The sequence below is a fragment of the Actinacidiphila yanglinensis genome, from assembly GCF_900107965.1.
In the GTDB taxonomy this organism is placed as follows: Bacteria; Actinomycetota; Actinomycetes; order Streptomycetales; family Streptomycetaceae; genus Actinacidiphila; species Actinacidiphila yanglinensis.
The window spans coordinates 136,304-157,509 of record NZ_FNVU01000010.1 but is presented as its reverse complement, the minus strand read 5'-3'; the positions used below and the strand labels follow the sequence as shown (position 1 = coordinate 157,509).

Sequence of the window (21,206 nt, the reverse complement as noted above, 5' to 3'; positions counted from 1 at the left end):
CGGGGATCGCGATGGAGGCCCTGGCCGTCACATGCCCCAGCGCAGCGCGGCCGTGTGCACGGGGGCGTGCCACAGGTCGAGCAGGTCGGGCGCGGCCTTGCAGACGGTGATCGAGACGCCGGCCATGTCGAGGCTCGTGACGTAGTCGCCGACCAGGTTCGCCGCGATGTGCACGCCGCGTGACTCCAGCACGGCGGCGACCTCGCGGTAGACGACGTACAGCTCGATGAGCGGGGTGCCGCCGAGGCCGTTGACCATGACCAGGGCCTGGTCGCCCGCGGTGAGCGGCTGGTCGGTGAGGAGCGCGGCCATCATGTCCGCGACGATCTCCCGGGCGGGACGCAGCTTCTCGCGGCGGCGGCCGGGCTCGCCGTGGATGCCGACGCCGACCTCGATCTCGTCGTCGGGCAGGTCGAAGCCGGGCTTGCCGGCCGCCGGGGCGGTGCAGGCGGTGAGGGCGACGGCGAAGGAGCGGGTGGCCGCGTTGACCCGGCGGGCGGTGCCGGCCACCTCGGCCAGCGGCGCGCCGCGTTCGGCGAGCGCGCCGGCGATCTTCTCGACGAACACGGTGCCGCCGGTGCCGCGCCGGCCGGCGGTCCAGGTGGAGTCCTGCACGGCCACGTCGTCGTCCACGAGGACGGTCTCCACCGACAGTCCCTCCTCCGCGGCGAGTTCGGCGGCCATCTCGAAGTTGAGCACGTCGCCGGTGTAGTTCTTCACCACGAACAGCGTGCCCGCGCCGCCGTCGACGGCCTTCGCCGCGGCGAGCATCTGGCCGGGCACCGGCGAGGTGAACACCTCGCCCGGGCAGGCCGCGTCCAGCATGCCGGTGCCCACGAAGCCGCCGTGCAGGGGCTCGTGGCCCGATCCGCCGCCGGACACCAGCACCACTTTGCCCGGCCGCGACCCGCCGGCTCGGGTGATCACCCGGTCGACGGGGTCGACGGAGAGCAGGCCGGGGTGGGCGGCGGCGATCCCGGCGAGGGCGTCGTCCAGGACGGTCTCGGGGGCGTTGATGAGCTTCTTCACGACAGGGCTCCCTCGGGGGCGGCGGGCGCGGCCGGAACGGTGGACGCGGCCGGGACGGCGTGCGTGCGGCGGGCGTTGAGGGCGACGTAGCAGCAGCCGGCCAGGACGCCGCCGGCCACTTCGGCGACCACGTAGACGGGCAGCTGCCCCCAGTGCACGGTGCCGTCGTACAGCGCGCCGACCACCATCGGGCCGACGGCGCGGGCCGGGTTGATGGCGGCGCCGGTGGCGGGACCGACCGGGATGATCACCGCGAACACCGCGAGGCCGATGGCGAGTCCGGCGAAGCCGCCGGACGCGCGGCGGTCGACGGCGCCGAAGACCACGAACACCAGGATGAAGGTGCCGACCGCCTCCGCGAAGAACGCCTGGCCGGCGCCGGTCGGCGACGCGTAGGAGGCGATGCCGAGTCCGGCGCCGACGGCCCTGCGGCCGAGGACGCCGACGATGGCGAGGGCACCCAGCACGGCCCCGGCCACCTGCGCGCCGAGGTAACCGGGGACGTCCCGCCAGGGGAACCTGCGGGTGGCGGCCAGTGCGAGGGTGACCGCCGGGTTGATGTGGCAGCCCGATATGTGGCCGACGGCGTACACCATCGCGACCACGACCAGGGCGAACGCGAAGGAGATCATGCCGAGTTCGGCCATGGTGAAGGGGGCGTTCCCGTCGAGCAGGGTCGTGGCGGGCACCGAGCCGACGCCGACGAACACCAGCATCGCGGTGCCCAGCAGCTCGGCGAGCAGTTTCTGCGGGTACGTGTTCTCTTCCATCCTGAGCGCCCGGACGCCGAGCGGCGGCGCGGGCTCTCACCTCCTCCGCGTACGTGCGGGCAGTGGGCGAGCGGCTGGTGGGTCAGCGGCCTGTGGGGGTGAGCCGGCCGGGTGGGTGAGCGGCTGGTGGGGTGAGCGGCACCAGGGGCCGCCAGGCAGGTCAGGGCAGGGGTCCTCGCCTGGCGGCCGACATCCGGTGAGATGGCAATATTCCCGAATGACGTTCATTAATGATGAACGTATGGGGAAGTTAAGTCCGTGTTTCGCCGCTGTCAAGGGGGGCGGCACCAAGTGCGTCAGCCCAACACGCCCTGGTGCCAGGCACGTTGGAGGTCAAGGGCGATGTGGGGCGCACAGGGCACGGCAGCGCACCCGGGGGCGCGCCGCGGGTCGGGCCTGCCGTTCATGCGAGCCTCGCTCCGGCGCGTACGCGGGCGCGGAGCGGGATCGAGGGGGCGGGTCGGGCGGACAGGCGCCCCCCGGGCCCAATCGAAAGCAGCCGGCAGCAGCCGGCGTCGGCGGCGGTGTCCTCAGCCGACCGCGCCGGTCGCCGCCGCACGGGGCGCGCCGAGGTCGCGGGAGAGGTTCCGCGCGGTCTCCCGCACCGCCACCGCCAGTTCCTGGCGGGCGGGTTCGGCGAGCAGCCGCTCGACCGGGCCGACCACGCCGATCGCGCCGACCACCGCGCCGGAACGGTCGAAGACCGGGGCCGCGATCCCCGCGTCGCCGATCGCCGACTCCTGATCCTCCAGCGCGTACCCCTGCGCCCGGACCCGCTCCAACTCCGCGGCCAGCCGGTCGGGCCGGGTGACGCTGGCGCCGGTGAGCACGGTCAGCTCCCCCGCCAGCAGCCGCTCGCGCTCCTCGGCGGGCGCGAACGCCGCCACCGCCTTGCCGAGCGCGCAGGTGTTCCACGGCACCGACGCGCCGACCTCCAGGATCTGCACCGCGCCCTCGGGCCGGAAGGCGTGGTGCACCACGAGCATCCGCCCGTCGGTCGGCACCGCCACCCACACCGCCTCGCCGGCCCGCCGGGCCAGCAGGTCCGCCCAGGTGAGCGAGCGGGAGCGCAACTCCTGCGTGTCCAGGTAGGAGTTGCCCAGGTGCACCAGATACGGCCCGAGCTGGTACTTGGAGCTGTCCCGGTCCTGCACCACCAGCCCCTCGGCCTCCAGGGTGCGCAGCAGCGCGTGCACGGTCGGCTTGGCCACGCCCAGGCGCTCGGCCAGCTCCGTCACCCCCAGGCGGGGGCCGGTGACGGCGAGCTCCCGGAGGATCTGTACGGCGCGCTGCACTGCTTGCACCATGGGAAATTCCTCCGCGTTCGGTATTGCTGAATGCTGTTCCGAGATCTAGCATCGCTGTTCATGACGCAACTTGTCGGCATCGTACTCGTCTCCCACAGCGCCGACCTGGCCGCGGGGCTGGGCCGGCTGCTCGGCCAGATCGGCTCCGACACCGTGCCGGTGGCCACCGCCGGCGGCACCGACGACGGTCGGATCGGCACCAGTTACGACCGGGTCGCCGCCGCGGTCGAGGCGGCCGACCGCGGAGCGGGCGTGCTGGTGCTACCGGATCTCGGCAGCTCCGTGCTCACCGCCCGCGCCGTCCTGGACGAGCGTCCGCGCGCCGACGTGGTGATCGCGGACGCCCCCTTCGTCGAGGGCGCCGTCGCGGCGGCGGTCACCGCCGCGTCCGGCGCCGACCTCACCGCCGTCCTCACCGCCGCCACGGAGGCCCGCCATGTCAGCAAGTTCTGAGACACCCGTCGGCACCGCCGGGGAGATCGTCGAGATCCCCGTGGTGCTGCCCGCCCACCTGCACGCCCGGCCCGCCGGCCGGATCGCCCAGGCCGCGGCGCGCTTCGACAGCACCCTGCTGCTCCAGTACGGGGAACGCAGCGCGAACCCCCGCGGCGTGCTCGCGGTGATGGCCCTGGGGGCGACCGCCGGGCGTACGGTGACCGTGCGGGCTCAGGGACCGGACGCGACCGAAGCCGCCGCCGCGCTCGCGGAGATCCTGGCGACGGCGGAGTGACTGGCGCGGGTCCGGCCCCGGCCGGCCCGCTGTCCGAACGTCCCCGCACCACCGCAGGAGCCGCCCCCGTGGCCACACCGCCCCACTCCCCCGACGGCACCCCGGCGCCCGCCGCCACCTCCCGGATGGGGTTCGGCCTGGCCGCCGTCGGCCGCCCCGGCTACATCGACCTCGGCCGGGACCAGGACCTGCCGCCGGGCCGCGGCGTGGACGCGATGCGCCGCCGTACCCACGAACTGCTCGACCTCGCCTATGCGGACGGGGTGCGCCACTTCGACGCGGCCCGCTCGTACGGACGCTCCGAGGAGTTCCTGGCGCAGTGGCTCGACCAGCGGGAGCGGCCCGGCCTGGTGGTGTCCAGCAAGTGGGGCTACACCTATACCGCGGGCTGGCGAGTCGACGCGGAGACCCACGAGGTCAAGGACCACGGCCTGGGCACCTACGAGCGGCAGGTCGCCGAGACCCGCGCGCTGCTGGGCGACCGGCTCGACGTCTACCAGGTGCACTCGGTCACCCCGGGCAGCCCGGCCCTCACCGACCCTGCCCTGCACCGCGCGCTGGTCGAACTCGGCGCGCAGGGCGTCCTGGTGGGGCTGAGCACCAGCGGTCCGGACCAGGCCGAGGCGATCCGCTCGGCGTTGGCGGTCACCGTGGACGGCGTGCCCCTCTACCGCAGCGTGCAGGCCACTTGGAACCCGCTCGAACCCTCCGCGGGAGCGGCACTGGCCGAGGCGCACGCGGCCGGCTGCCGGGTCATGGTCAAGGAAGCTCTCGCCAACGGGCGGCTCGCCGTGCCCGATCCCCGTCTCGACCCCGTGCTCGGCCCGCTCACCGAGGCCACCGGCGCCGCCCGCGACACCCTCGCCCTGGCCGCGGCGCTGCACCAGCCCTGGGCCGACGTGGTGCTGTCCGGCGCGGCCACCACCGACCAGCTCACCTCCAACCTCCGCGCCACCGCCCTCACCCTCACCGCCGACCAGCTCGCCACCCTGACGGAGCTGGCCGAATCCCCGCCCGCCTACTGGCACCATCGCTCCGAACTGCCCTGGAACTAGAGTCTGTTGCGAAAGTGGATCTTGACTTGCGAGGCCACGCACTCAACCTCTCTTGGCGTCGCTGTCTCCTCTCGGCTGCGCGCTTGTCGGGCGCAGTCCGGCGATCGCGATCTCGAGTCCAAGGCCCCGGCGAGTCGGCGGGAGGCGGCTCTCGGTGGCCAGAACGCCGGCGAGGATGGCGTGTACCTCCAGGGCTGTGACGTCACGGCGCACATCGCCGGAACGCTGCGCCGTACTGAGCAGGGACTGGAGCGCTTCTGCCAGTCGGGCAGTGGATGCTTCGCCCTCGGTTCCGAGGGTGCCGTTCAGCGCTGAGGCGAGGGCCAGGTTGTCGCGGGCGGAGTCGGTGAGTTCGGCGAGGAAGGTAAAGAAGTCCTCGGCGGGGTTGTCGCCGAACTTGGCTGCCCGGTCGGCCAGGTGGTCGAGCCGATCGGCGATGACCGCGGTGACGAGGGCTTCCTTCGTTGGGAAGTGGCGATGCACGGTCCCCGCACCCACGCCGGCCCGCTCCGCGATGGTGTCGAGCGGTATGTCCACCCCGTCGCGCGCGAACGCTTCGCGGGCCGCGGTGAGGATTCGTGCACGGTTGCGGAGCGCGTCCGCGCGGGGTGCCCGCGTTCCCATCTGTCTCTCCTTGCAAAGCGGGTCGTGCGCCCCGTATATTTACCGGGGCAGTGACCCCGTTTATAGTCTAGGAGCAGCGGATGGCCATTGCCGTCACCGGTGGCAACGGCGAGTTCGGCTCGGCCGTCATCGCCCACTTGAGGAACCTCACCGACCAGCCGGTCGTGGCCACGGTGCGCGACGTGACCAAGGGTCGGCAGTCCGCCGGCGTCGACTACCGGCCCGGCGACTTCGACGACCCCGAGTCCCTGCGGATCTCGCTCTCCGGCGTCGACACGGTCCTCGTCAACGCCACGTTCTTCGGCCCGGACCCGGCTCGGCGCCTTCCGCGGGTGAGGGCGGCCATCGGCGCGGCAGCCGACGCGGGCGTAGGGAGGATCGTTCTGACAAGCTGGCCGGATCTGGAGAACGCGACGATGCCCGCTGTTCAGGACTATCGCCGGCTGGAGGCCGCGGCGAAGAGCGCCAGCCCGAGCTGGACCATCCTCCGCTTGGGTGTCGGTCTCGGCGATGCGCTGGCTCGTGATGTCGTATGGGGCCGCAAGGCGGGAGAGCTGGTCGCGCCGGCGAAGAACGCAAGGGTCACTCCCGCGGCCGTCACCGACCTCGCCGAAGCTGCGGCGGCTGTCCTCACGCAGGCCGGGCATGAAGGTGAGATTCTCGAGATGACCGGCCCGGACGCGATCGGATGGGACGACGTGGCGAAGCTGGCCGAGGTCCCCTTCCGTGCCCTCCCCGACGACGAATACGTCGCCTACCTGACGCAGACCTTCAACCTGCCCGAGGCGGCCGCCCGCCAGCTCACCGCCCTCTATGCAGACTTCCGCGGCCCGTGGGCGAGTACGCCGACCACGACAGTCACCAATCTGATCGGCCACCCGGCGCTTCCAGGCACCGAAGCCGTGCAGGGGCGCGTAGCGATGTTCCCAGCCGGCTGATCACTGACGCCGAGTCCACCTCCACCTTCACAACAGGCCTTCGGGTCTGTTGTAAAAGCGCCGGTCAAAGCCACTCGTTGATAGCCGCGACCAGCACTGTCGCCTCATAGCGCACGGCCAACTTGTCGTATCTCGTGGCCACCGCGCGGTGGCGTTTCAGCCGGTTGATCCCGCACTCCACAGCATGGCGCGCCTTGTAGTCCTCCCTGTCGAAGGCCGGCGGCCGTCCGCCTCGGGAGCCGAGCTTCCTGCGATTGCGTGCCTGGTCGGCCTTCTCCGGGATGGTGCATGCGATCCTGCGTCTGCGCAGGTAGGAGCGGTTCGCGCGAGAGCCGTACGCTTTGTCCGCACGGATCCTGTCAGGTCTCGTCCGTGGCCGCCCCAGCCCGACACGCGAGGCGCGGATACGCTCCAGGACCGGCTGGAACTGCGGGCTGTCATGCCGGTGCCCGGCTGTGATCAGTTTCGACAGTGGCTTCTGCCCCTGCTCGGTCGCGAGGTGGATCTTCGTGGTCAGGCCGCCCCGGGAGCGTCCGAGGCCGTGGTCGTCCGGCTCGGTGTCGATCCCGCCGGGCGGCTCGCGCTGCAGATCCCTTTTTTACGCGCGCCGGCGGCGTGCTGGTGGGCACAGCAGACGGTCGAGTCCACACTCGCGTCCCAGGTGATCAGACCCTGCGCGTCGGCTTGGACCTGCAGTTGCTCCAGGATCCGCTTCCAAGTGCCGTCGCGCTGCCACCGGCGGAACAGGTCGTAGACCCGGTCCCACGGGCCGTATCGCTCGGGGACGTCCCGCCACGGGGTACCCGCACGGGTCCGCCACCGTATCCCGTCGATCAGCTGCCGACATGTCCACGTCCGCGGCCTGCCTGCCTTCTTTCCCACCGGTAGCAACGGCTCCAACCGAACCCACTGCCGGTCCGTCAGATCCCCTCGCGCCACACCATAATGATCGCAACTCAAGATCCACTTTCACAACAGACCCTAGTACTCCAGCGGGATTTCGGTGTCAGACCTGGGCTTTCGCCGGGTGCGGCAGCGTAGCGGGACGTTGAGCGGTGCGGGGCGGTCTCACGGGGACCGCCCCTCGAACGTGCGACAACGCCGCAGGTAGTGACAGCGGCTGGGGCAGCATGCCCGGGTGATCACCGAGTACGCCGCCGTGCGGTGGGATCTCGAACTGGATTGATCTCTTCCTGAGCGTCGGCCACCACTTCAGCCGTGTGGAACTACGCCACCGCATGCGTGACTACGTGTGCGGGTTGCTCGCCCCAGTGGCCCGAATGAACAGCCGGCAACGGGCCGAGCAAGCCGGCCACTCCACCCCTGACGGTCTGCAGCACCTGCTCGTCGGTACGAAGTGGCAGCCGGAACTCCACCACTCGCGGCCGTGCCCTGGCCGACCGCGAGCTTTACCTGCCCAAGTCCTGGACGGACGACCGGCCCCACTGCCACGCGGCCAAAGTCCCCGACGAGCGCGAGTTCGCGACCAAGGGCCGGCCGGCCCGGCACGTGGTCCTACGTGCCCCCGCCGCACCGCTGCCCATCGCCTGGGTCACCGCGGATTCCGCCCACGGATTGATGCCCGCCGCCACAGGAGGCGCCGGTACGTGTCGAAGTCCTGGCCCACGGTCGCTCAGAGTCCGGCGGCGGCGGATGATCGGCGCCGCTCTTTGCGGACTGGGCCTACCTGCTCCCGTCCATGGCCGAGGCTTCCGAGGGGATGCAGTAGGTGCGGCGGTAGGAGCCGGGGGCGGTGTCGAATTCGCGCTTGAAAGCGCGGCTGAACGCGTACTCGTTCTGGTAGCCGGACTTGGCGGCGATCACCTGGAGGGGCTGGTTGGTCTCGCGCAGGAGGTGGGAGGCGGCGGTCATCCGCCACCAGGTGAGGTAGGCCACGGGTGGCTGCCCTATGAGGTCGTGGAAGCGGCGGGCGAACACGGCACGGGAGGATCCGGCCTCGCGGGCCAATGTCCCTACGGTCCAGGGATGTTCGGGGTGCTGCTCGATCGCTGCCAGGGCTGCGGAGATGCCGGGGTCGCGCAGGGCCTGAGCCCAGCCGTCGGTCACGTCGGCGCGTTGATACCAGCAGCGCACGATGTAGATGAGCAGCAGGTCAAGCAGGGCGGGGATGGCGGCGGTGACGCCGGGCTGCTGGGACTCCAATTCAGCGCCGAGTAGGTTGACGACATCGCGCAGCGTTTGGGTGGTGCCGATCCGAGACGGCATGTGGACAAATGCCGGCAGGTTGGCGATAAGAGGGTGCGGCCGAATGCTTCGCAGGTGGTAAGTGGCCCCCAGGATGACCGTGGGCGCTACTCCGGGTGGGAGGTCGGCCTCGCTCTGCCAGTACGCCTGCTGCCCTCGGCGGACGTCTTCCAGGGGGGTGTTGGGGTCGTTGGCCAGGCCGTGGGCCTGGTTGAAGGGCACCAGGACCACATCCCCGGCTGTGAGCTGAACGGGGGCGCCCTCGGGGGGCAGGAGCCAGCAGGAGCCCTGCAGCACGATGTGGACGCCGAGACCTCCGGCGGAGTCGAAGCGCAGGCCCCAGGCGCCGGTGAACCGGCCGCGCGCGGAGCGCGGCTCCCCGGCCCGCATCGCGGCGATGGCCGTGCCGACGATATCCACAGGACCTACGGTACGCCGTGCGTCACACATTGCCCGTCACTCTGAGACGATCTGCAAGGCAAATCAGACGCCCGGGCATTGAGAGTCTGTCGTGATGCGACGACAGTGGCTGGTGGAGGCGGGAGTGGCCCGCCGGGCTCTCCTGGGCGTGCGGTGATCGTGCGACCGGGGGTGGCCATCGGAGGAAAGGAGCAGATCGTGAGCAGCAGCACTCAGAGCGTGAGCATCGAGGCTTTCCCGGTGCCGGTGCAGGCGTTCTTCGCCGCCATGAACGACCATGACGCCGACGCCCTGGTCGCACTGTTTCCCGAGGACGGCATGGTCAACGACATCCAGCGCGAGTTTTGGGGCCCGGGGTCGATCAGGCGGTGGGTGGAGAAGGAGATCACCGGCGTCAAGGTAGTCGCGGCCCGGATCACCGAGGCGAAGGAGCACTACGGGGATGTGATCGTCTCCGCGGCCATGGACGGCGAGTACGACAAGACGAAGGTGCCCGACCCGCTGATCCTGACCTACTACTTCACCCTGAGCGGAGACAGGATCGCCCGCCTGTTCATCAGCGGCAACAAGCCCGGGTACTGACCGCCCCGCGATCGTGCGGCGCGACGTCATCGAGGGCGGCACCATCCCACCGTCCAAGCCCTGTCAGGCGCGGGGTCGACCACGGTCCGTACCGCTCCGGGACATCACGCCGGCCACTGTCGCTGCAACTGGTCCCGCACCCGCACCCGCCACGGCAACGGCCCGGTGGCCGCTACCGGCAAAAACCGCTCAATCAAAACCCACTCGGCGTCCGTCACGTCAAAACGCGCCCTACCCGAGTTCCACCAGCCACCGCCCCCAAGCCCACCGGACCTGCCAAGGATCCGAACCCCAAACAGCCCCCAGGGTCCGGCTCGCCCGGTCAGATGCCGCCGGTCGCGCGGAGGTTCTGGCCCGTGAGCCAGCCGCCCTGGGGGCCCACGAGGAATCCGACGACGTCCGCGATGTCGGACGGCCGGCCGAGCCTGCCGAGAGGGGTCACCGCGACGACCCTGTCGAGGCCCTCGGGGGAGTTCGTGCCGCGCAGCAGCTCGGTGTCCGTCGCCCCGGGGGAGACCGTGTTGACGGTGATCCCGCGTGATCCGAGTTCGCGTGCGGCGACGGCCGTCAGTTGCTCGATGGCACCCTTGCTCGCCGCGTACGCGCCGATCCCGGGCACCGGGCGGACGGTGTTGAGCGTGGAGATGTTCACGATCCGGCCGCCCTCGCGCATCGTTCGTGCCGCGTGGCGGATCGTCAGGAAGGCCGACTTCGCGTTGACCCCCATCACGGCGTCGAACGTCGTCTCGTCGGTCTCGGCGAGGGGGGTCGGCTCGAAGGCCATGGCGGCGTTGTTGACGAGGATGTCCAGGCCGCCGAGATGCTCCTCGGCCGCCTCCATCAACCGCTCGGCCTCGCCGGGCCGTGCCAGGTCCGCCTTGAGGGCTCGGCAGCCGGCGCCCTCGGCTCGCATCGCCCGGACCAGATCGGCCGCCGCGTCCTCCCGGGTCGCGTAACCGAACACCACGTCCGCCCCGTCGCGGCACAGGCGTTCCACGATGGCGCGCCCGATTCCGCGGGACCCGCCCGTGACGACCGCTGTCTTCCCCTTGAGCACGGTTCCTCCGTCCGACTGCCGCCTGTGCGCCCTGCCCGGACGCCTGCACCCTCTCCCGCAGAAGCATCCATCGTCGGCCGGGCAGCGCGGGGCGGCGGCCCGGACCGCGTCCGAAACCCGCCACCCGCCGCCATCCGCGGCGAGACCCGGGTCCTCGCGAGGAGCCCGAACCCGCGAACGGGGGAAGGGGCGATCCGGCCGCGCTCTTACGCGCCGGATCGCCCCTCCCCCGCAACCACGCACCGCGACGGCTTGCCGGAGCGGCGTCAACCGCCGGTCGCCTCCTCGCCGGTCACGGCGTGACGGACATCGCGAAGACGTGGATCGCCGCCTGGTTCGGCAGCGTCACCGTCCGCACCGTCTTGCCCGCGTCGAGCGGCACGGTGTTGGTGAACACCCGGTAGCTGGTGCCGAAGTTGGCCGGCCCGGCCTGGGTGTCGCGGTGGTCGGTGGTCAGCGCGATCTTGGCCCCGTAGTCGTCGGTGGTCGAGCAGCACCAGTTGGGGAAGCCGAGCGTGCCCGAGCTGGTGGTGCCGTCGGTGTAGGTGACCGTGACGTCACCGGAGGTGAAGCCCGCCTCCGCACCGAGGAAGGCGAGTTGGCTGCCGGATCCCGACAGGTCGATCGCCTGGCCGGCGGCCGTCGCGTTGTCCGGCGTGCCGGGTGCGGACGCGGGCCAGGTGAAGGTCTGGCCGTTCGCCTGGATCGTGGCGCCCGGCGTGGCACCGACCTCGGCGAGCGCGTCCGCGGAGTAGCTGTTGCCGCCGCCGTCGAAGTCGCCCTTGGAGGTGTCGCTCTCCGGCGTGGTGCCGATGTTGTTGTAGGCGTCGGCGAGCGACGGGTAGGGCACGACCGAGGTGATGGTCAGCGGCCCGCTCGACGTGCCGGGTCCGGCAAGGCCCGCGGTGTACCGGGCGGTCGCGGTGATCGTGGAGACGGTGGTGCCCGGCTTCATGGCCGGTTCGGTCACCTGGACGGTGGCCGAGGCGGTCCCACCCGGCTTCACCAGCAGGCCGAGCGGCGCCGACGACGGCGTGACCTTCCAGCCGGAGGGGGCGCTCAGCGCGACCGAGGCGCCGACGATCGGGGTGGCGCCGTGGTTCGTCAGGCTCACCCGGTACGTGTCCGGCCGGGCGGTGGTGCTGACGTCCTTCCAGCTCACCGTGGTGGCCGGCTGCTGGAGCGGGGTGCCGCCGCGGGCGACCCGGTACAGCACGGTGCCGTGCGGGGGCACGTCCGCGGAGATGGTGCCGGTGGTGACCGTGGTCTTCTTCGTCACCAGGTCCTTGAGCGTGAAGGACGAGCCGCCGCCGAGGCCCGCCGTGGCGGCACTGGTGGTGATCGTCTGCGCCGAGTCGGAGCTGTTGAACAGCGCGACCGCCCGCTGCCCGCCGGCGAGTTGCTTGGAGAGCACGTCGTAGCCGTCGCCCTGCTGCACGATCCGGCCCTGCAGCCCGGTGCGGTCCTGGTCGACCGCGATGACGTCCTTGTTGCCGAGCACCGCCAGCCCGTCGGCGGACAGGTGGGTCAGGTCGGTGCTGGAGATCAGCGGCGCGGCCATCATCGCCCACAGCGACATCTGGCTCTGCATCTCGTCCCGGGTCAGCCCGGAGTCGCCGGCCAGCAGGAAGTCGGGGTCGTTCCAGCGGCCGGGGCTCTGGAGGTCGGCGAGGCCCACGTTGTAGCTGTAGTTGTAGAGCAGCGAGCTCCACTTGGCCGCGCCGCTCTCCTGCCCGAGCGCGATGTCGGCGCCCTCCCGCCACAGGTTGCCCACCTGCGCGGACCAGCCGATCACCTTGTCCCAGTCGTCCGTGCCCTGGAAGTAGGCGGGCGCGGAGACCGAGAAGACCATCGGGCGGCCGGTGTCGAGCATGGCCTGGCTCCACGCGGAGTACGTGTCGTGGTAGCTCTGCTCGTCGGTCTCGCCGGGCTTGGTCGGCACGTTACAGCCGTCCAGCTTGACGTAGTCCACCTTCCACTTGGCGAACAGGTCGGCGTCCTGCTGCCAGTGGTCGAGCGAACCTGGGTAGCCCCCGCAGGTTTCCGTGCCGGCGTCCTCGTAGATGCCGAACCTCAGCCCCAGCTTGTGCAGTTGGCTGCCCACGTAGGCCATGCCGTCGGGGAACTTCACCGGGTCCGGCACCAGGTTGCCGGCGCTGTCGCGGGACGTGGCCATCCAGCAGTCGTCGGTGGTGACGGTGTCGTAGCCCTTCGCGGCGAGCCCGCTGCTCACCAGGGCCCGGGCGTTGCCGAGGATGGTCTGCTCGTCCATGTCGCACTGGTAGTACGACCAGTCGTTCCAGCCCATGGGCGGGGTCGGGGCGTAGTTCGGGTAGGGGGCCGCCGCGGCGGCGCCGGCGGACGCGCCGGGGGCGGTGAACAGCAGTCCGGTGAACGCCAGGGCGAGCGTGCCGCCGCCGGCCACGACGGCGCGGACGCGCCGGGCGAGAGGTGATGTCACAGGGGGCAACCTCACTGATCGGTCGGGCCGCCGCGTGGCGGCCGGTCCAGAACCATGCGAGGACTATCTAGGCAGGCTTGCGCGAAATTGACAAGAGCACGCCCATAACGAGCAGCTCGAATCAATTCCGCGCAGGCGAAGGTGCGCAGGGATGCGGCCGGGACGCGGGCCGAGCGCGGCCGAGCGCGGGCCGAGCGCAGCCTGGGCACGCGGCTCACACCCCACGGGCGAACGGCGAACCGCACCCCACCCTCAGACGCAGGTGACCTCGACGCCCTGGGAGACGAACCGCTCCACCAGCTCCTGCGGGGCGTCCTTGTCCGTGATCAGCACGGAGATCTCCGCCACCTCGCAGACCTGCGCGAAGGACCGCTTGCCGAGCTTGGTGGAGTCGGCCACGACCACCACCGTCTGGGCCCGCTCGGCCATCGCGCGGTTCGCGCTGGCCTCGCCCTCGTCGTGGGTCGCCGCACCGAACCGCGGGTCGACCGTGTTGACGCCGAGGATCGCGTAGTCCAGCGAGATCGCCTGGAGCACCATCGTGGCCAGCGGTCCGGTCAGTTCGTACGAACTCGGCCTGGCGACCCCGCCGGTGACGACGGTCTTCACGTACGGGCGCACCGCCAGCTCGTTGGCGATGTTGATCGCGTTGGTCACCACCGTCAGCGCGGTGGCGCCGCCGCGCTCGGCCAGGTCGGCGCGGGTGGCGAGCTCCCTGGCCACCTCGGAGGTGGTGGTGCCGCCGTTGACGCCGACCACCGCACCGGGCGGGATCAGCGCGGCCGCGGCCCGGGCGATGCGCTGCTTCTCGTCGGCCTGGCGGCCGGTCTTGTAACGCAGCGGCAGCTCGTAGCTCACCCCGCCGAGCACGGCGCCGCCCCGGGTACGGGTCAGCAGTTGCTGGCGGGCCAGTTCCTCCATGTCGCGCCGCACGGTCGCCGCCGAGACGTCCAGCAGTTCGGCCGCCTCGGCCACCCCGACCTGGCCCTTCTCACCCAGGATCTCCAGCAGCCGCGTCCACCGCTCGTGCGTGCCCATCCGATTCCGCCCTCCGTACCGGCTGCCCGGACGGTGAGCGTATCGCGTCACAATCCCGCGGAACCGGCGCAGCTCTGATCCGCGCGATCGTGACGTTTTCGGCACGAACGGATCAGCTTCGCTCACGCGCGCGGGCTCCGCTGGCGCCCGTGTCAGGAGGCCTTGCCGTCGTGCCCGGCGGGCGCGGGGTCGAGGTCGATGCGCGGACGCTCGAACAGGCCGAGCAGCAGGACGATCGAGGGCAGGATGACCGCGCCGGCCACGCAGGCGACGCCGACCAGCACCCATTGGGTGGACCGGGGGGAGGCCGCCTGGTCCAGGGTGAGGTGGGTGCCGAGGAGGTACGGGTACTGCGCGACGCCCCAGCCGAGGACCACCGCGGCGACGGCGGCCGCGGCGGTGGCGCGCAGCAACCGGTGGGTACCGCCGGCGACCAGCATCGCGACGCCGGCGACCCCGCACAGCCCGGCGATGATCAGCAGCGGCAGGCCGCGGTGGCTGAGCCGGCGGAAGAGCCGCGCCGCGTCCGCGTGCAGCACGAAGATGCCGCCGACGGTGACCGCTCCCGTCACGGCCGCGGCCACCAGCGCGCGGTCCCGGAAGTGGACGCGCAGGTCGTCGTCGCCCTCGCGCTGGGCCGCGTCGGTGAGATAGACGGCGGCCAGGTAGGCGCAGACCAGGACGGCGAGCACCCCGCCGAGCACCGACGTGGGGTTGTTCCAGCTGCCGACCTCGTCACCGTTGCCCGCGGTGGGGACCCGGCCGGAGGCGATGCCGCCGGCGATGGCACCGAAGCAGTAGGGCGTCAGGATCGACGAGAAGGCGAACGCCACGCCGTACAGCCGCTGTTCGGGGGTGCGCAGCGAGACCTTGCGGAACGCGAAGCCGCTGCCGCGCACGACGATCCCGAGGACGGCCAGGCCCATCGGGATGTAGAGGGTGGTGGTGATGGCGGTGAACGCGCGGGGGAAACCGCTCCACAGGAAGACCAGGCAGTAGATCAGCCAGGTGTGGTTGGCCTCCCACACCGGGGCGATCTTGGTGTCGATCAGGTGCCGGGGGCCGCGGCCGCGCTCCGCGCCCCCGGCCGTCAGGTCCCACAGCCCGGCGCCGAAGTCGGCGCCGCCGAGGACGGCGTAGGCGATGACGCCGATGAACAGGAAGGCGGCGACGAGGTCGGTCATCGGCTCGGCTCCCGCGGCGTGCCCGCGCGGTCCGGGGGCCCGACCGGCCCGTAGGGCACCTCGCCGCCGGCGTCGTCCGTGGCCCGCCAGCGGCGCTGCATGCCGCGCACCACGAGGAAGGCGCCCACCGCCACCGCGGCGTAGATCGCCAGGGCCGCGGCGAAGAACGGCCACAGGTTGCCCTGGGTGGCGACCGCGTCGCGGGTGAACAGCAGGCCGACCACGGTCCACGGCTGACGGCCCACCTCGGTGACGACCCAGCCGCTCTCCAGGCAGACCACCGCGAGCAGGCCGCTGATCGCCGCGCAGCGCAGGAACCACCGGCCGGTGGGCACCTCGCGCCGCCGCCAGTACAGCCAGCCGAACCACAGGGCCAGGCCGAGCAGCAGGAACGCGGTGCCCACCATGACGTCGAAGGCGAGGTGGACCACGCTGACCGTGGCGTCGTCGGGCCGCTGCCCGGGCGGGATCGCGTCGATTCCCTCGATCCGGGTGGAGGGCCGGAAGCCGGCCAGCAGGGAGGCGCCGTCGGGGATCTTCAGACCGTAGCGGTCCTCGCCGTTCACCATGACCCCGAGCAGGGTCTCGGGCACGTGGGTGCCGGTTCTCGGGAGGAGTTCGAGCGCGGCGAACTTGCGCGGCTCCTCGTCGAAGACCTGCCTTGCGATCAGGTCGCCGACGAAGATCTGCAGCGGCATGGCCACCGCGGCGACACAGAAGCCGGTGAGGAAACCGCTGCGGTGGTACCGGTCGAGCCGCCCGCGCAGCATCCCGGCGGCATAGACGCCGGCGACGGCGAAGCCGGCCACGATGTAGGCCGCGAGCAGCATGTGCAGCGCCTCGTACCAGAAGGCGCCGTTGAAGAAGACGCGCGCCGGGTCGACGTTCACCACCTTGCCGTCCCGCACGGTGATCCCACCGGGCTGGTTCATCCAGCCGTTGGCGGCCACGACGGAGAAGGTGCCGCCGATCCCGGAGAGCGTCACCGGCACCCCGGACCAGAAGTGCGCCCAGGGCGGGAGCCGGTCCCAGCCGTAGATGTAGACGGAGACGAAGATCGCCTCAAGGAAGAAGAACAGGCCCTCGATGGCGAACGGGAACCCGAACGCGGCCCCGTACCGGCGCATCAGGCCCGGCCACAGGATGCCCAGCTCGAAACTGAGGACCGTCCCGGAGACCGCGCCGACCGCGAAGAGCACCGCGGCCACCTTGGACCAGCGGCGGGCCAGCAGCAGAGCGGTCCGGTCGCCGTACCGCAGCGCGCGGTAGTTGGCGATGAGCATGAGCGTGGTCAGCGCGACACCGAACGGCACCAGCACGATGTGGAAGCCGAGGGTGAAGGCCATCTGCTCGCGGGCGGGCAGCAGTTGCGACGGATCGCCGGCGGCTGCCGGTGCAAGGGGGGACGGAAGGACCGGGTCGAGGCGGAGGCAGGGCACACCGGCATCCTCGCCGCGCCGCCCGGTGCGGGCGGGAGGCCGGTGCCGGAACGGGCGTACGTTCACCCGTCCGCCCCCATGCGCGGCACGGCGGAGGGCAGTTGCGACGGGTCGGCCGAGGCGCCGAAAAGGGCTCGCGGCCCCCCGGGGAAGGCTCCCGTGAGGCCGCGAGGTCAGGCTCGCGACACCGCGTCGGATACCGGGCCGCGGGGCCGCGAGGTTCTCAGGGGCCGCCCCGTGGGAGGGGCGGCCGGGTGCCGCGTCAGCGTCCGCCGCGGATCTTGCGGCTGCGCTGCTCGACGCCGGGGCCGCCGTAGGGGTAGTCGGCGGCGCCCGGGTCGCTCGCGGTGTCGAGCCGCTCGACCTGCTCGTCGGTCAGCTTCAGGTCGACCGAGCCGAGGTTGTCCTCCAACTGCTCCAGGGTGCGGGCGCCGAGGATCACCGAGGTGACCGCGGGGCGGCCGAGCAGCCAGGCGAGCGCGACCTGCGCCATGGAGGCGTCCTGCTCCTCGGCGACGGCGCGGACGGCGTCCACGACATCCCAGGTGCGGGCGATCGCGCTGCGCCGGTGGTACGCCTCGACGCCGCGCTCGGGGTTCTCGCCGAGCCGGGTGGCGCCGGTCGGCAGCTCATCCCGGCGGTACTTGCCGGTCAGCCAGCCGCCGCCGAGCGGGCTCCACGGCAGCAGGCCGAGTCCCTCGGACTCGCAGGCGGGGGTGATCTCCCACTCGATCTCCCGGGCCAGCAGGCTGTACTGCGGCTGGAGGGTGACCGGGCGGCTCAGCCCGCGGAAGTCGGCGATGTCCACGGCCTTCTGGAGCTGCCAGCCGGTGAAGTTGGACAGGCCGACGTAGTGGATGCGTCCCTGGCGCACGGCGTCGTCGAGGAACCGCAGCGTCTCCTCGACCGGCGTGTAGGGGTCCCAGGCGTGCACCTGGTAGAGGTCGATGCAGTCGACGCCGAGGCGGCGCAGCGACGCGTTGAGCGCGCGGTCGAGGTGGCGCCGGGACAGGCCGGCGTCGTTGGGCCCGCCGCCCATCGGGAAGCGTCCCTTGCTGGCGATCTCCACCCGGCCGGTGACGTCGGCGGAGCGGGCGGCCAGCCAGCGGCCGACGATCTCCTCGGAGACCCCCGTGCTGTAGACGTCCGCGGTGTCGATGAGGGTGCCGCCGGCATCCACGAACCGGTCCAGCTGGGCAAAGGCGCCCTTCTCGTCGGTCTCGGCGCCGAACGTCATCGTGCCGAGCGCCAGCGTCGAGACGACGGCGCCGCTGCTGCCGAGCGTGCGGTACTCCATGCGGGTTCTCCGGTTCTGCCGGCGGTCCGCCGGCGACGGGGTGCGGGACCGGTGACCATGCTGACCCGGACCGGGAAGAGCCGTCCAATAGAAGAAAGAGAACGGATTCATCGACTAGTCTTCTGAATCATGGAACTGCGCCAGCTGGAGTACTTCGTCGCCGTCGCCGAGGAACGGCACTTCACCAAGGCCGCCCAGCGGCTCCTGGTCTCGCAGTCCGGGCTGTCGGCGTCGGTGCGCGCGCTGGAGCGGGAGTTGGGCTCGGCGCTGTTCGTGCGCACCACCCGCAGCGTCGAACTCACCGGAGCGGGCCGGGCGCTGCTCGGCGAGGCGACCCGCACGCTGGCCGGCGCCCGCGCGGCGAAGGAGGCGGTGGCGGCGGTGCAGGGCCTACTGCGCGGCAGCCTCGCGGTGGGCACCGAGCAGTGCGTGACGGTCGACGTCGGAGCGCTGCTCGCCCGCTTCCGGGCCCGGCACGGCAGCGTCGAGGTGCGGATGCGGCAGGCGGGTTCGGCCGTGCTGGCGCAGGACGTGGCGGACGGGCGGCTGGACCTGGCGTTCGTCTCGCTGCCCGGGCCGCCGCCGGAGGGCGCCCGGCTGCTGCCGCTGACCAGCGAGCCGATGGTGCTGCTGTGCGACCCGGCGCACCCGCTGGCGGGCTGCGCGCAGGTGGACTGGGCGCGGCTGGCGGGCGAGACGTTCGTGGACTGGCACCGGGACTGGGGCGCGCGGCAGTTGACCGACCAGGCGTTCGCGGCCTGCGGCGCGGTGCGGCGGGTGGCGCTGGAGGTGTACGACGTCCACACGCTGATCGACCTGGTCGGGCACGGCCTGGGCATAGCGGTGGTGCCCCGGCCGATCTCCCGCAAGGAGCAGGCGGCGAAGCTGTCGGTGGTGCCGCTGGCGGGACCGGCCGGGCCGGACTGGGAGGTGTCGGTGGCGCTGCCGGACGGCGACCGCCCGAGCCCGGCCGCACGCGAGTTGCTCTCCTACCTGGATCTGAACGGCCCCGAGGACGCGAAGGAGGCGGCCCACCGGTGAGCCCCGAACCCGAGCCGGGCCCCGTCCCGGCGCCCGAGCCGTCGCCCGGGCTGGATCTCGAAACGGCCCGCAGGACGCTCAAGGGCCAGCCGTTCAGCCGGCTGGTGGGCGCCGAGCTGACCGCGTTCGGCTCCGGTGAGGCGGTCCTGGAGATCGCCGTGCGCGAGGAGTTGCGGCAGCAGAACGGCTTCCTGCACGGCGGGGTGCTGGCCTACGCCGCCGACAACGCGATCACCTTCGCGGGCGGTTCCGTCCTGGGCCCGGCGGTACTGACCGGCGGGTTCACCATCCAGTACCTGCGACCGGGCACCGGGACGCGGCTGGTCGCGCGCGCACAGACCGTGCACGGCGGGCGGCGCCAGGCGGTGTGCCGCTGCGACCTGTACGCGGTCGCGGCCGACGGCACGCGGACGCTGTGCGCGGTCGCGCAGGGCACCGTGCTTCGGGTGTCCGCGGCGGGCGAACCGCCGTCCGCCTGACGGCAGTCGGCCGGTCACGACCACCCGGCGCGCGCCGCGGAGTGCTCAGCGCCCGGGCTGCGCGTGCTCGTCCGCGCGCCGCTCGGCGTGGTGGGCGAGCAGCCGGGTGAGCATCGAGGTCAGGTCGTCGCGCTCCTTCGCGGTGAGGGGGGCGAGCAGGTCGTCCTGCGCGGCGTCGAGGATCGCGTCCAGGTGGCGCAGGTGGGCGCGGCCGGCGCCGGTGAGGGTGATGACGTTGCGCCGCCGGTCGTCGGGGTCGGGTGCGCGCTGGACCAGGTCGCGGCCGGCCAGTTCGTTGATGACGGCGACCAGGTCGCTGCGGTAGATGCCGGTGCGGCGGCTCAGGGTGGCCTGGCTGGCCGGGCCGGACTCCTCCAGGGCGGCGAGGACCGCGTAGTGCCACTTGCGGGCGTGCACGGCGGCCAGCCGCCCGCCGACCATGCGCTCGCCCTGCGCCGCGGTGAGGTTGAGCAGCCGGCTGGGCAGGGTTCTGAGCCGCTGCGGGGTGTCCGCCTGGTCGGCCGGGAAGTGCATGTCGTGCGCGGAGTCCATGGCCGCATCGTACCCCGTTGTGTTTGTCGCACTAACGATGTAGCTTCTTCGTTAGCGTCATAAACGTTTGTCATTCCAACGGAAGGCCGTGCCATGCCCACCGTCGACGTGCTCGACTCGTTCCTGCACTACGAGGAAGCCGGACCGCACCAGGCCGACGGCGGCGCCGCGCCGCTGGTCTTCCTGCACGGCAACCCCACCTCCTCGCACCTGTGGCGGCACGTCATGGCGAAGGCCGCCGCGGCCGGACGCCGTTGCCTCGCACCCGACCTGATCGGCATGGGCCGGTCCGGGAAGCCCGACCTCCCGTACGCCTTCGACGACCACGCGCGTTACCTCGACGCCTGGTTCGACGCGCTGGGCCTGGAGCGCGCGGTGCTGGTCGGGCAGGACTGGGGCGGCGCGCTCGCCTTCGACCGGGCCGCCCGGCACCCCGGCACGGTCGCCGGGCTGGCCTTCATGGAGACGATCATCCGGCCCATGACGTGGGCGGAGTACCCGGCCGCCGCGCGCTCGCGCTTCGAGGCGTTCCGCACCCCCGGCACCGGCGAGGAACTGGTCCTCGACCGCAACGTGTTCATCGAGAACAGCTTCGACCAGACCGTCCGCAGCGGCCTGTCCGCGGCCGACCACGACGTCTACCGGGCCCCGTACCCCACCCGCGACTCGCGCCGCCCGCTGTTGCGCTGGGCCCGCTCGATGCCGCTGGACGGCGAACCCGCCGACGTGGTCACCCGCGTCCGCGCGTACGACGACTGGCTCGCCACCAGCCCAGGCACCCCGAAACTGCTGCTGACCTTCGACTCCTCCCCCACCCTGCTCGTCGACGAGGCGATGGCCGCCTGGTGCGCCGAGCACGTCTCCGCGCTGGAGACCGAGTACTGCGGACCGGCCGCCCACCTCGCCCCCGAGGACCAGCCGGACGCGATCGCCGCGGCGGTCACCTCCTGGGCGGCGCGGCACGGGCTGTAGCCTGCGGTCCTACGAGAGGACCGGAG

21 protein-coding genes and 1 pseudogene are annotated in these 21,206 nt (G+C 72.1%); 9 read left to right on the top strand and 13 right to left on the bottom strand.

All coding sequences use genetic code 11. The features are described from left to right. Positions 1-27: 27 nt before the first annotated feature. The 3 genes from dhaK to C4U44_RS23275 all read right to left on the bottom strand — a co-directional run bounded on the left by dhaK (position 28) and on the right by C4U44_RS23275 (position 3,106). Complete coding sequence (gene dhaK, locus C4U44_RS23285; RefSeq protein WP_103887912.1) at positions 28-1,029, bottom strand: dihydroxyacetone kinase subunit DhaK; 1,002 nt, start codon at positions 1,027-1,029, stop codon at positions 28-30. Further along, on the bottom strand, positions 1,026-1,799 hold the full coding sequence (locus C4U44_RS23280) for an MIP/aquaporin family protein (protein WP_103887911.1): 774 nt from the start codon (positions 1,797-1,799) through the stop codon (positions 1,026-1,028). Before C4U44_RS23280 ends, dhaK begins: the two co-directional genes overlap by 4 nt. A 530-nt stretch (positions 1,800-2,329) precedes the next feature. Beyond that, positions 2,330-3,106 carry an IclR family transcriptional regulator gene (locus tag C4U44_RS23275; RefSeq protein ID WP_103887910.1) on the bottom strand — a complete coding sequence of 259 codons (777 nt, stop codon included), beginning with the start codon at positions 3,104-3,106 and terminating at the stop codon, positions 2,330-2,332. Positions 3,107-3,166: 60 nt separating this feature from the next. Here C4U44_RS23275 and dhaM point away from each other — a divergent pair, with 60 nt between their 5' ends. The 3 genes from dhaM (at position 3,167) to C4U44_RS23260 (ending at position 4,891) form a co-directional block, all read left to right on the top strand. Beyond that, on the top strand, positions 3,167-3,559 hold the full coding sequence (dhaM, locus tag C4U44_RS23270; protein WP_103887909.1) for a dihydroxyacetone kinase phosphoryl donor subunit DhaM: 393 nt from the start codon (positions 3,167-3,169) through the stop codon (positions 3,557-3,559). After that, positions 3,543-3,836, top strand: a complete 294-nt coding sequence (locus C4U44_RS23265; protein WP_103887908.1) for an HPr family phosphocarrier protein — start codon at positions 3,543-3,545, stop codon at positions 3,834-3,836. Before dhaM ends, C4U44_RS23265 begins: the two co-directional genes overlap by 17 nt. A 125-nt stretch (positions 3,837-3,961) precedes the next feature. Continuing rightward, positions 3,962-4,891 carry an aldo/keto reductase gene (locus tag C4U44_RS23260; protein ID WP_103888060.1) on the top strand — a complete coding sequence of 310 codons (930 nt, stop codon included), beginning with the start codon at positions 3,962-3,964 and terminating at the stop codon, positions 4,889-4,891. 42 nt (positions 4,892-4,933) lie between these two features. Here the strand turns inward: C4U44_RS23260 and C4U44_RS23255 are convergent, their stop codons facing one another. Further along, positions 4,934-5,515 (bottom strand): TetR/AcrR family transcriptional regulator, encoded by a 582-nt coding sequence (locus tag C4U44_RS23255; RefSeq protein ID WP_103887907.1) that lies wholly within the window; start codon positions 5,513-5,515, stop codon positions 4,934-4,936. A gap of 80 nt (positions 5,516-5,595) precedes the next feature. Here C4U44_RS23255 and C4U44_RS23250 point away from each other — a divergent pair, with 80 nt between their 5' ends. After that, complete coding sequence (locus C4U44_RS23250; RefSeq protein ID WP_103887906.1) at positions 5,596-6,453, top strand: NAD(P)H-binding protein; 858 nt, start codon at positions 5,596-5,598, stop codon at positions 6,451-6,453. A gap of 64 nt (positions 6,454-6,517) precedes the next feature. On the opposite strand, the gene C4U44_RS23245 is transcribed toward C4U44_RS23250, so the two are convergent. After that, positions 6,518-7,392, bottom strand: a protein-coding gene (locus tag C4U44_RS23245; protein ID WP_407642874.1) for an IS5 family transposase whose coding sequence is annotated in 2 segments (ribosomal slippage) — positions 6,518-7,002 and positions 7,002-7,392 — 876 coding nt in all. Because the reading frame shifts where the segments join, the coding sequence is not laid out codon by codon here. A gap of 278 nt (positions 7,393-7,670) precedes the next feature. On the opposite strand from C4U44_RS23245, the pseudogene C4U44_RS43775 reads away from it, so the two are divergent. Beyond that, positions 7,671-8,028: pseudogene (locus C4U44_RS43775) on the top strand (transposase); the annotation flags it as partial. Positions 8,029-8,136: 108 nt separating this feature from the next. Here the strand turns inward: C4U44_RS43775 and C4U44_RS23235 are convergent. Beyond that, positions 8,137-9,078 (bottom strand): AraC family transcriptional regulator, encoded by a 942-nt coding sequence (locus C4U44_RS23235; RefSeq protein ID WP_103887905.1) that lies wholly within the window; start codon positions 9,076-9,078, stop codon positions 8,137-8,139. A 198-nt stretch (positions 9,079-9,276) separates the two neighbouring features. Here C4U44_RS23235 and C4U44_RS23230 point away from each other — a divergent pair, with 198 nt between their 5' ends. Continuing rightward, a complete protein-coding gene (locus C4U44_RS23230; RefSeq protein ID WP_146088322.1) occupies positions 9,277-9,660 on the top strand; it encodes a nuclear transport factor 2 family protein in 384 nt (127 codons plus the stop codon). A gap of 322 nt (positions 9,661-9,982) precedes the next feature. On the opposite strand, the gene C4U44_RS23225 is transcribed toward C4U44_RS23230, so the two are convergent. The 6 genes from C4U44_RS23225 to C4U44_RS23200 all read right to left on the bottom strand — a co-directional run bounded on the left by C4U44_RS23225 (position 9,983) and on the right by C4U44_RS23200 (position 18,136). After that, a complete protein-coding gene (locus C4U44_RS23225; protein ID WP_103887903.1) occupies positions 9,983-10,717 on the bottom strand; it encodes a glucose 1-dehydrogenase in 735 nt (244 codons plus the stop codon). Between the two features lie 292 nt (positions 10,718-11,009). Further along, entirely contained in the window at positions 11,010-13,178 is a 2,169-nt protein-coding gene (locus C4U44_RS41610) for an NEW3 domain-containing protein (RefSeq protein WP_160145087.1), read from the bottom strand. A 252-nt stretch (positions 13,179-13,430) separates the two neighbouring features. Continuing rightward, positions 13,431-14,216, bottom strand: coding sequence for a DeoR/GlpR family DNA-binding transcription regulator (locus tag C4U44_RS23215; RefSeq protein WP_103887902.1), 786 nt, complete (start codon positions 14,214-14,216; stop codon positions 13,431-13,433). 152 nt (positions 14,217-14,368) lie between these two features. Continuing rightward, entirely contained in the window at positions 14,369-15,400 is a 1,032-nt protein-coding gene (locus C4U44_RS23210; RefSeq protein WP_103887901.1) for a cytochrome d ubiquinol oxidase subunit II, read from the bottom strand. After that, positions 15,397-16,839 (bottom strand): cytochrome ubiquinol oxidase subunit I, encoded by a 1,443-nt coding sequence (locus C4U44_RS23205; protein WP_235032288.1) that lies wholly within the window; start codon positions 16,837-16,839, stop codon positions 15,397-15,399. Before C4U44_RS23205 ends, C4U44_RS23210 begins: the two co-directional genes overlap by 4 nt. A 262-nt stretch (positions 16,840-17,101) precedes the next feature. Next, a complete protein-coding gene (locus C4U44_RS23200; protein WP_103887900.1) occupies positions 17,102-18,136 on the bottom strand; it encodes an aldo/keto reductase in 1,035 nt (344 codons plus the stop codon). A 129-nt stretch (positions 18,137-18,265) separates the two neighbouring features. On the opposite strand from C4U44_RS23200, the gene C4U44_RS23195 reads away from it, so the two are divergent. Together C4U44_RS23195 and C4U44_RS23190 are read left to right on the top strand one after the other, a co-directional pair. After that, a complete protein-coding gene (locus C4U44_RS23195) occupies positions 18,266-19,177 on the top strand; it encodes a LysR family transcriptional regulator (RefSeq protein WP_103887899.1) in 912 nt (303 codons plus the stop codon). Beyond that, positions 19,174-19,656 (top strand): PaaI family thioesterase, encoded by a 483-nt coding sequence (locus C4U44_RS23190; RefSeq protein WP_103887898.1) that lies wholly within the window; start codon positions 19,174-19,176, stop codon positions 19,654-19,656. Before C4U44_RS23195 ends, C4U44_RS23190 begins: the two co-directional genes overlap by 4 nt. A gap of 45 nt (positions 19,657-19,701) precedes the next feature. On the opposite strand, the gene C4U44_RS23185 is transcribed toward C4U44_RS23190, so the two are convergent. Beyond that, on the bottom strand, positions 19,702-20,208 hold the full coding sequence (locus tag C4U44_RS23185) for a MarR family winged helix-turn-helix transcriptional regulator (protein WP_103887897.1): 507 nt from the start codon (positions 20,206-20,208) through the stop codon (positions 19,702-19,704). 93 nt (positions 20,209-20,301) lie between these two features. On the opposite strand from C4U44_RS23185, the gene C4U44_RS23180 reads away from it, so the two are divergent. Beyond that, entirely contained in the window at positions 20,302-21,180 is an 879-nt protein-coding gene (locus C4U44_RS23180; RefSeq protein ID WP_103887896.1) for a haloalkane dehalogenase, read from the top strand. The last annotated feature ends 26 nt before the right edge of the window (positions 21,181-21,206 follow it).

Coding starts and splice junctions, on each gene's coding strand:
- C4U44_RS23215 (WP_103887902.1), bottom strand. CDS start 14,216: ATGGGCACGCACGAGCGGTGGACGCGGCTGCTGGAGATCCTGGGTGAG.
- C4U44_RS23250 (WP_103887906.1), top strand. CDS start 5,596: ATGGCCATTGCCGTCACCGGTGGCAACGGCGAGTTCGGCTCGGCCGTC.
- C4U44_RS23200 (WP_103887900.1), bottom strand. CDS start 18,136: ATGGAGTACCGCACGCTCGGCAGCAGCGGCGCCGTCGTCTCGACGCTG.
- C4U44_RS23265 (WP_103887908.1), top strand. CDS start 3,543: ATGTCAGCAAGTTCTGAGACACCCGTCGGCACCGCCGGGGAGATCGTC.
- C4U44_RS23255 (WP_103887907.1), bottom strand. CDS start 5,515: ATGGGAACGCGGGCACCCCGCGCGGACGCGCTCCGCAACCGTGCACGA.
- C4U44_RS23210 (WP_103887901.1), bottom strand. CDS start 15,400: ATGACCGACCTCGTCGCCGCCTTCCTGTTCATCGGCGTCATCGCCTAC.
- C4U44_RS23260 (WP_103888060.1), top strand. CDS start 3,962: ATGGGGTTCGGCCTGGCCGCCGTCGGCCGCCCCGGCTACATCGACCTC.
- dhaM (WP_103887909.1), top strand. CDS start 3,167: ATGACGCAACTTGTCGGCATCGTACTCGTCTCCCACAGCGCCGACCTG.
- C4U44_RS23180 (WP_103887896.1), top strand. CDS start 20,302: ATGCCCACCGTCGACGTGCTCGACTCGTTCCTGCACTACGAGGAAGCC.
- C4U44_RS23275 (WP_103887910.1), bottom strand. CDS start 3,106: ATGGTGCAAGCAGTGCAGCGCGCCGTACAGATCCTCCGGGAGCTCGCC.
- C4U44_RS23280 (WP_103887911.1), bottom strand. CDS start 1,799: ATGGAAGAGAACACGTACCCGCAGAAACTGCTCGCCGAGCTGCTGGGC.
- C4U44_RS23185 (WP_103887897.1), bottom strand. CDS start 20,208: ATGGACTCCGCGCACGACATGCACTTCCCGGCCGACCAGGCGGACACC.
- C4U44_RS23195 (WP_103887899.1), top strand. CDS start 18,266: ATGGAACTGCGCCAGCTGGAGTACTTCGTCGCCGTCGCCGAGGAACGG.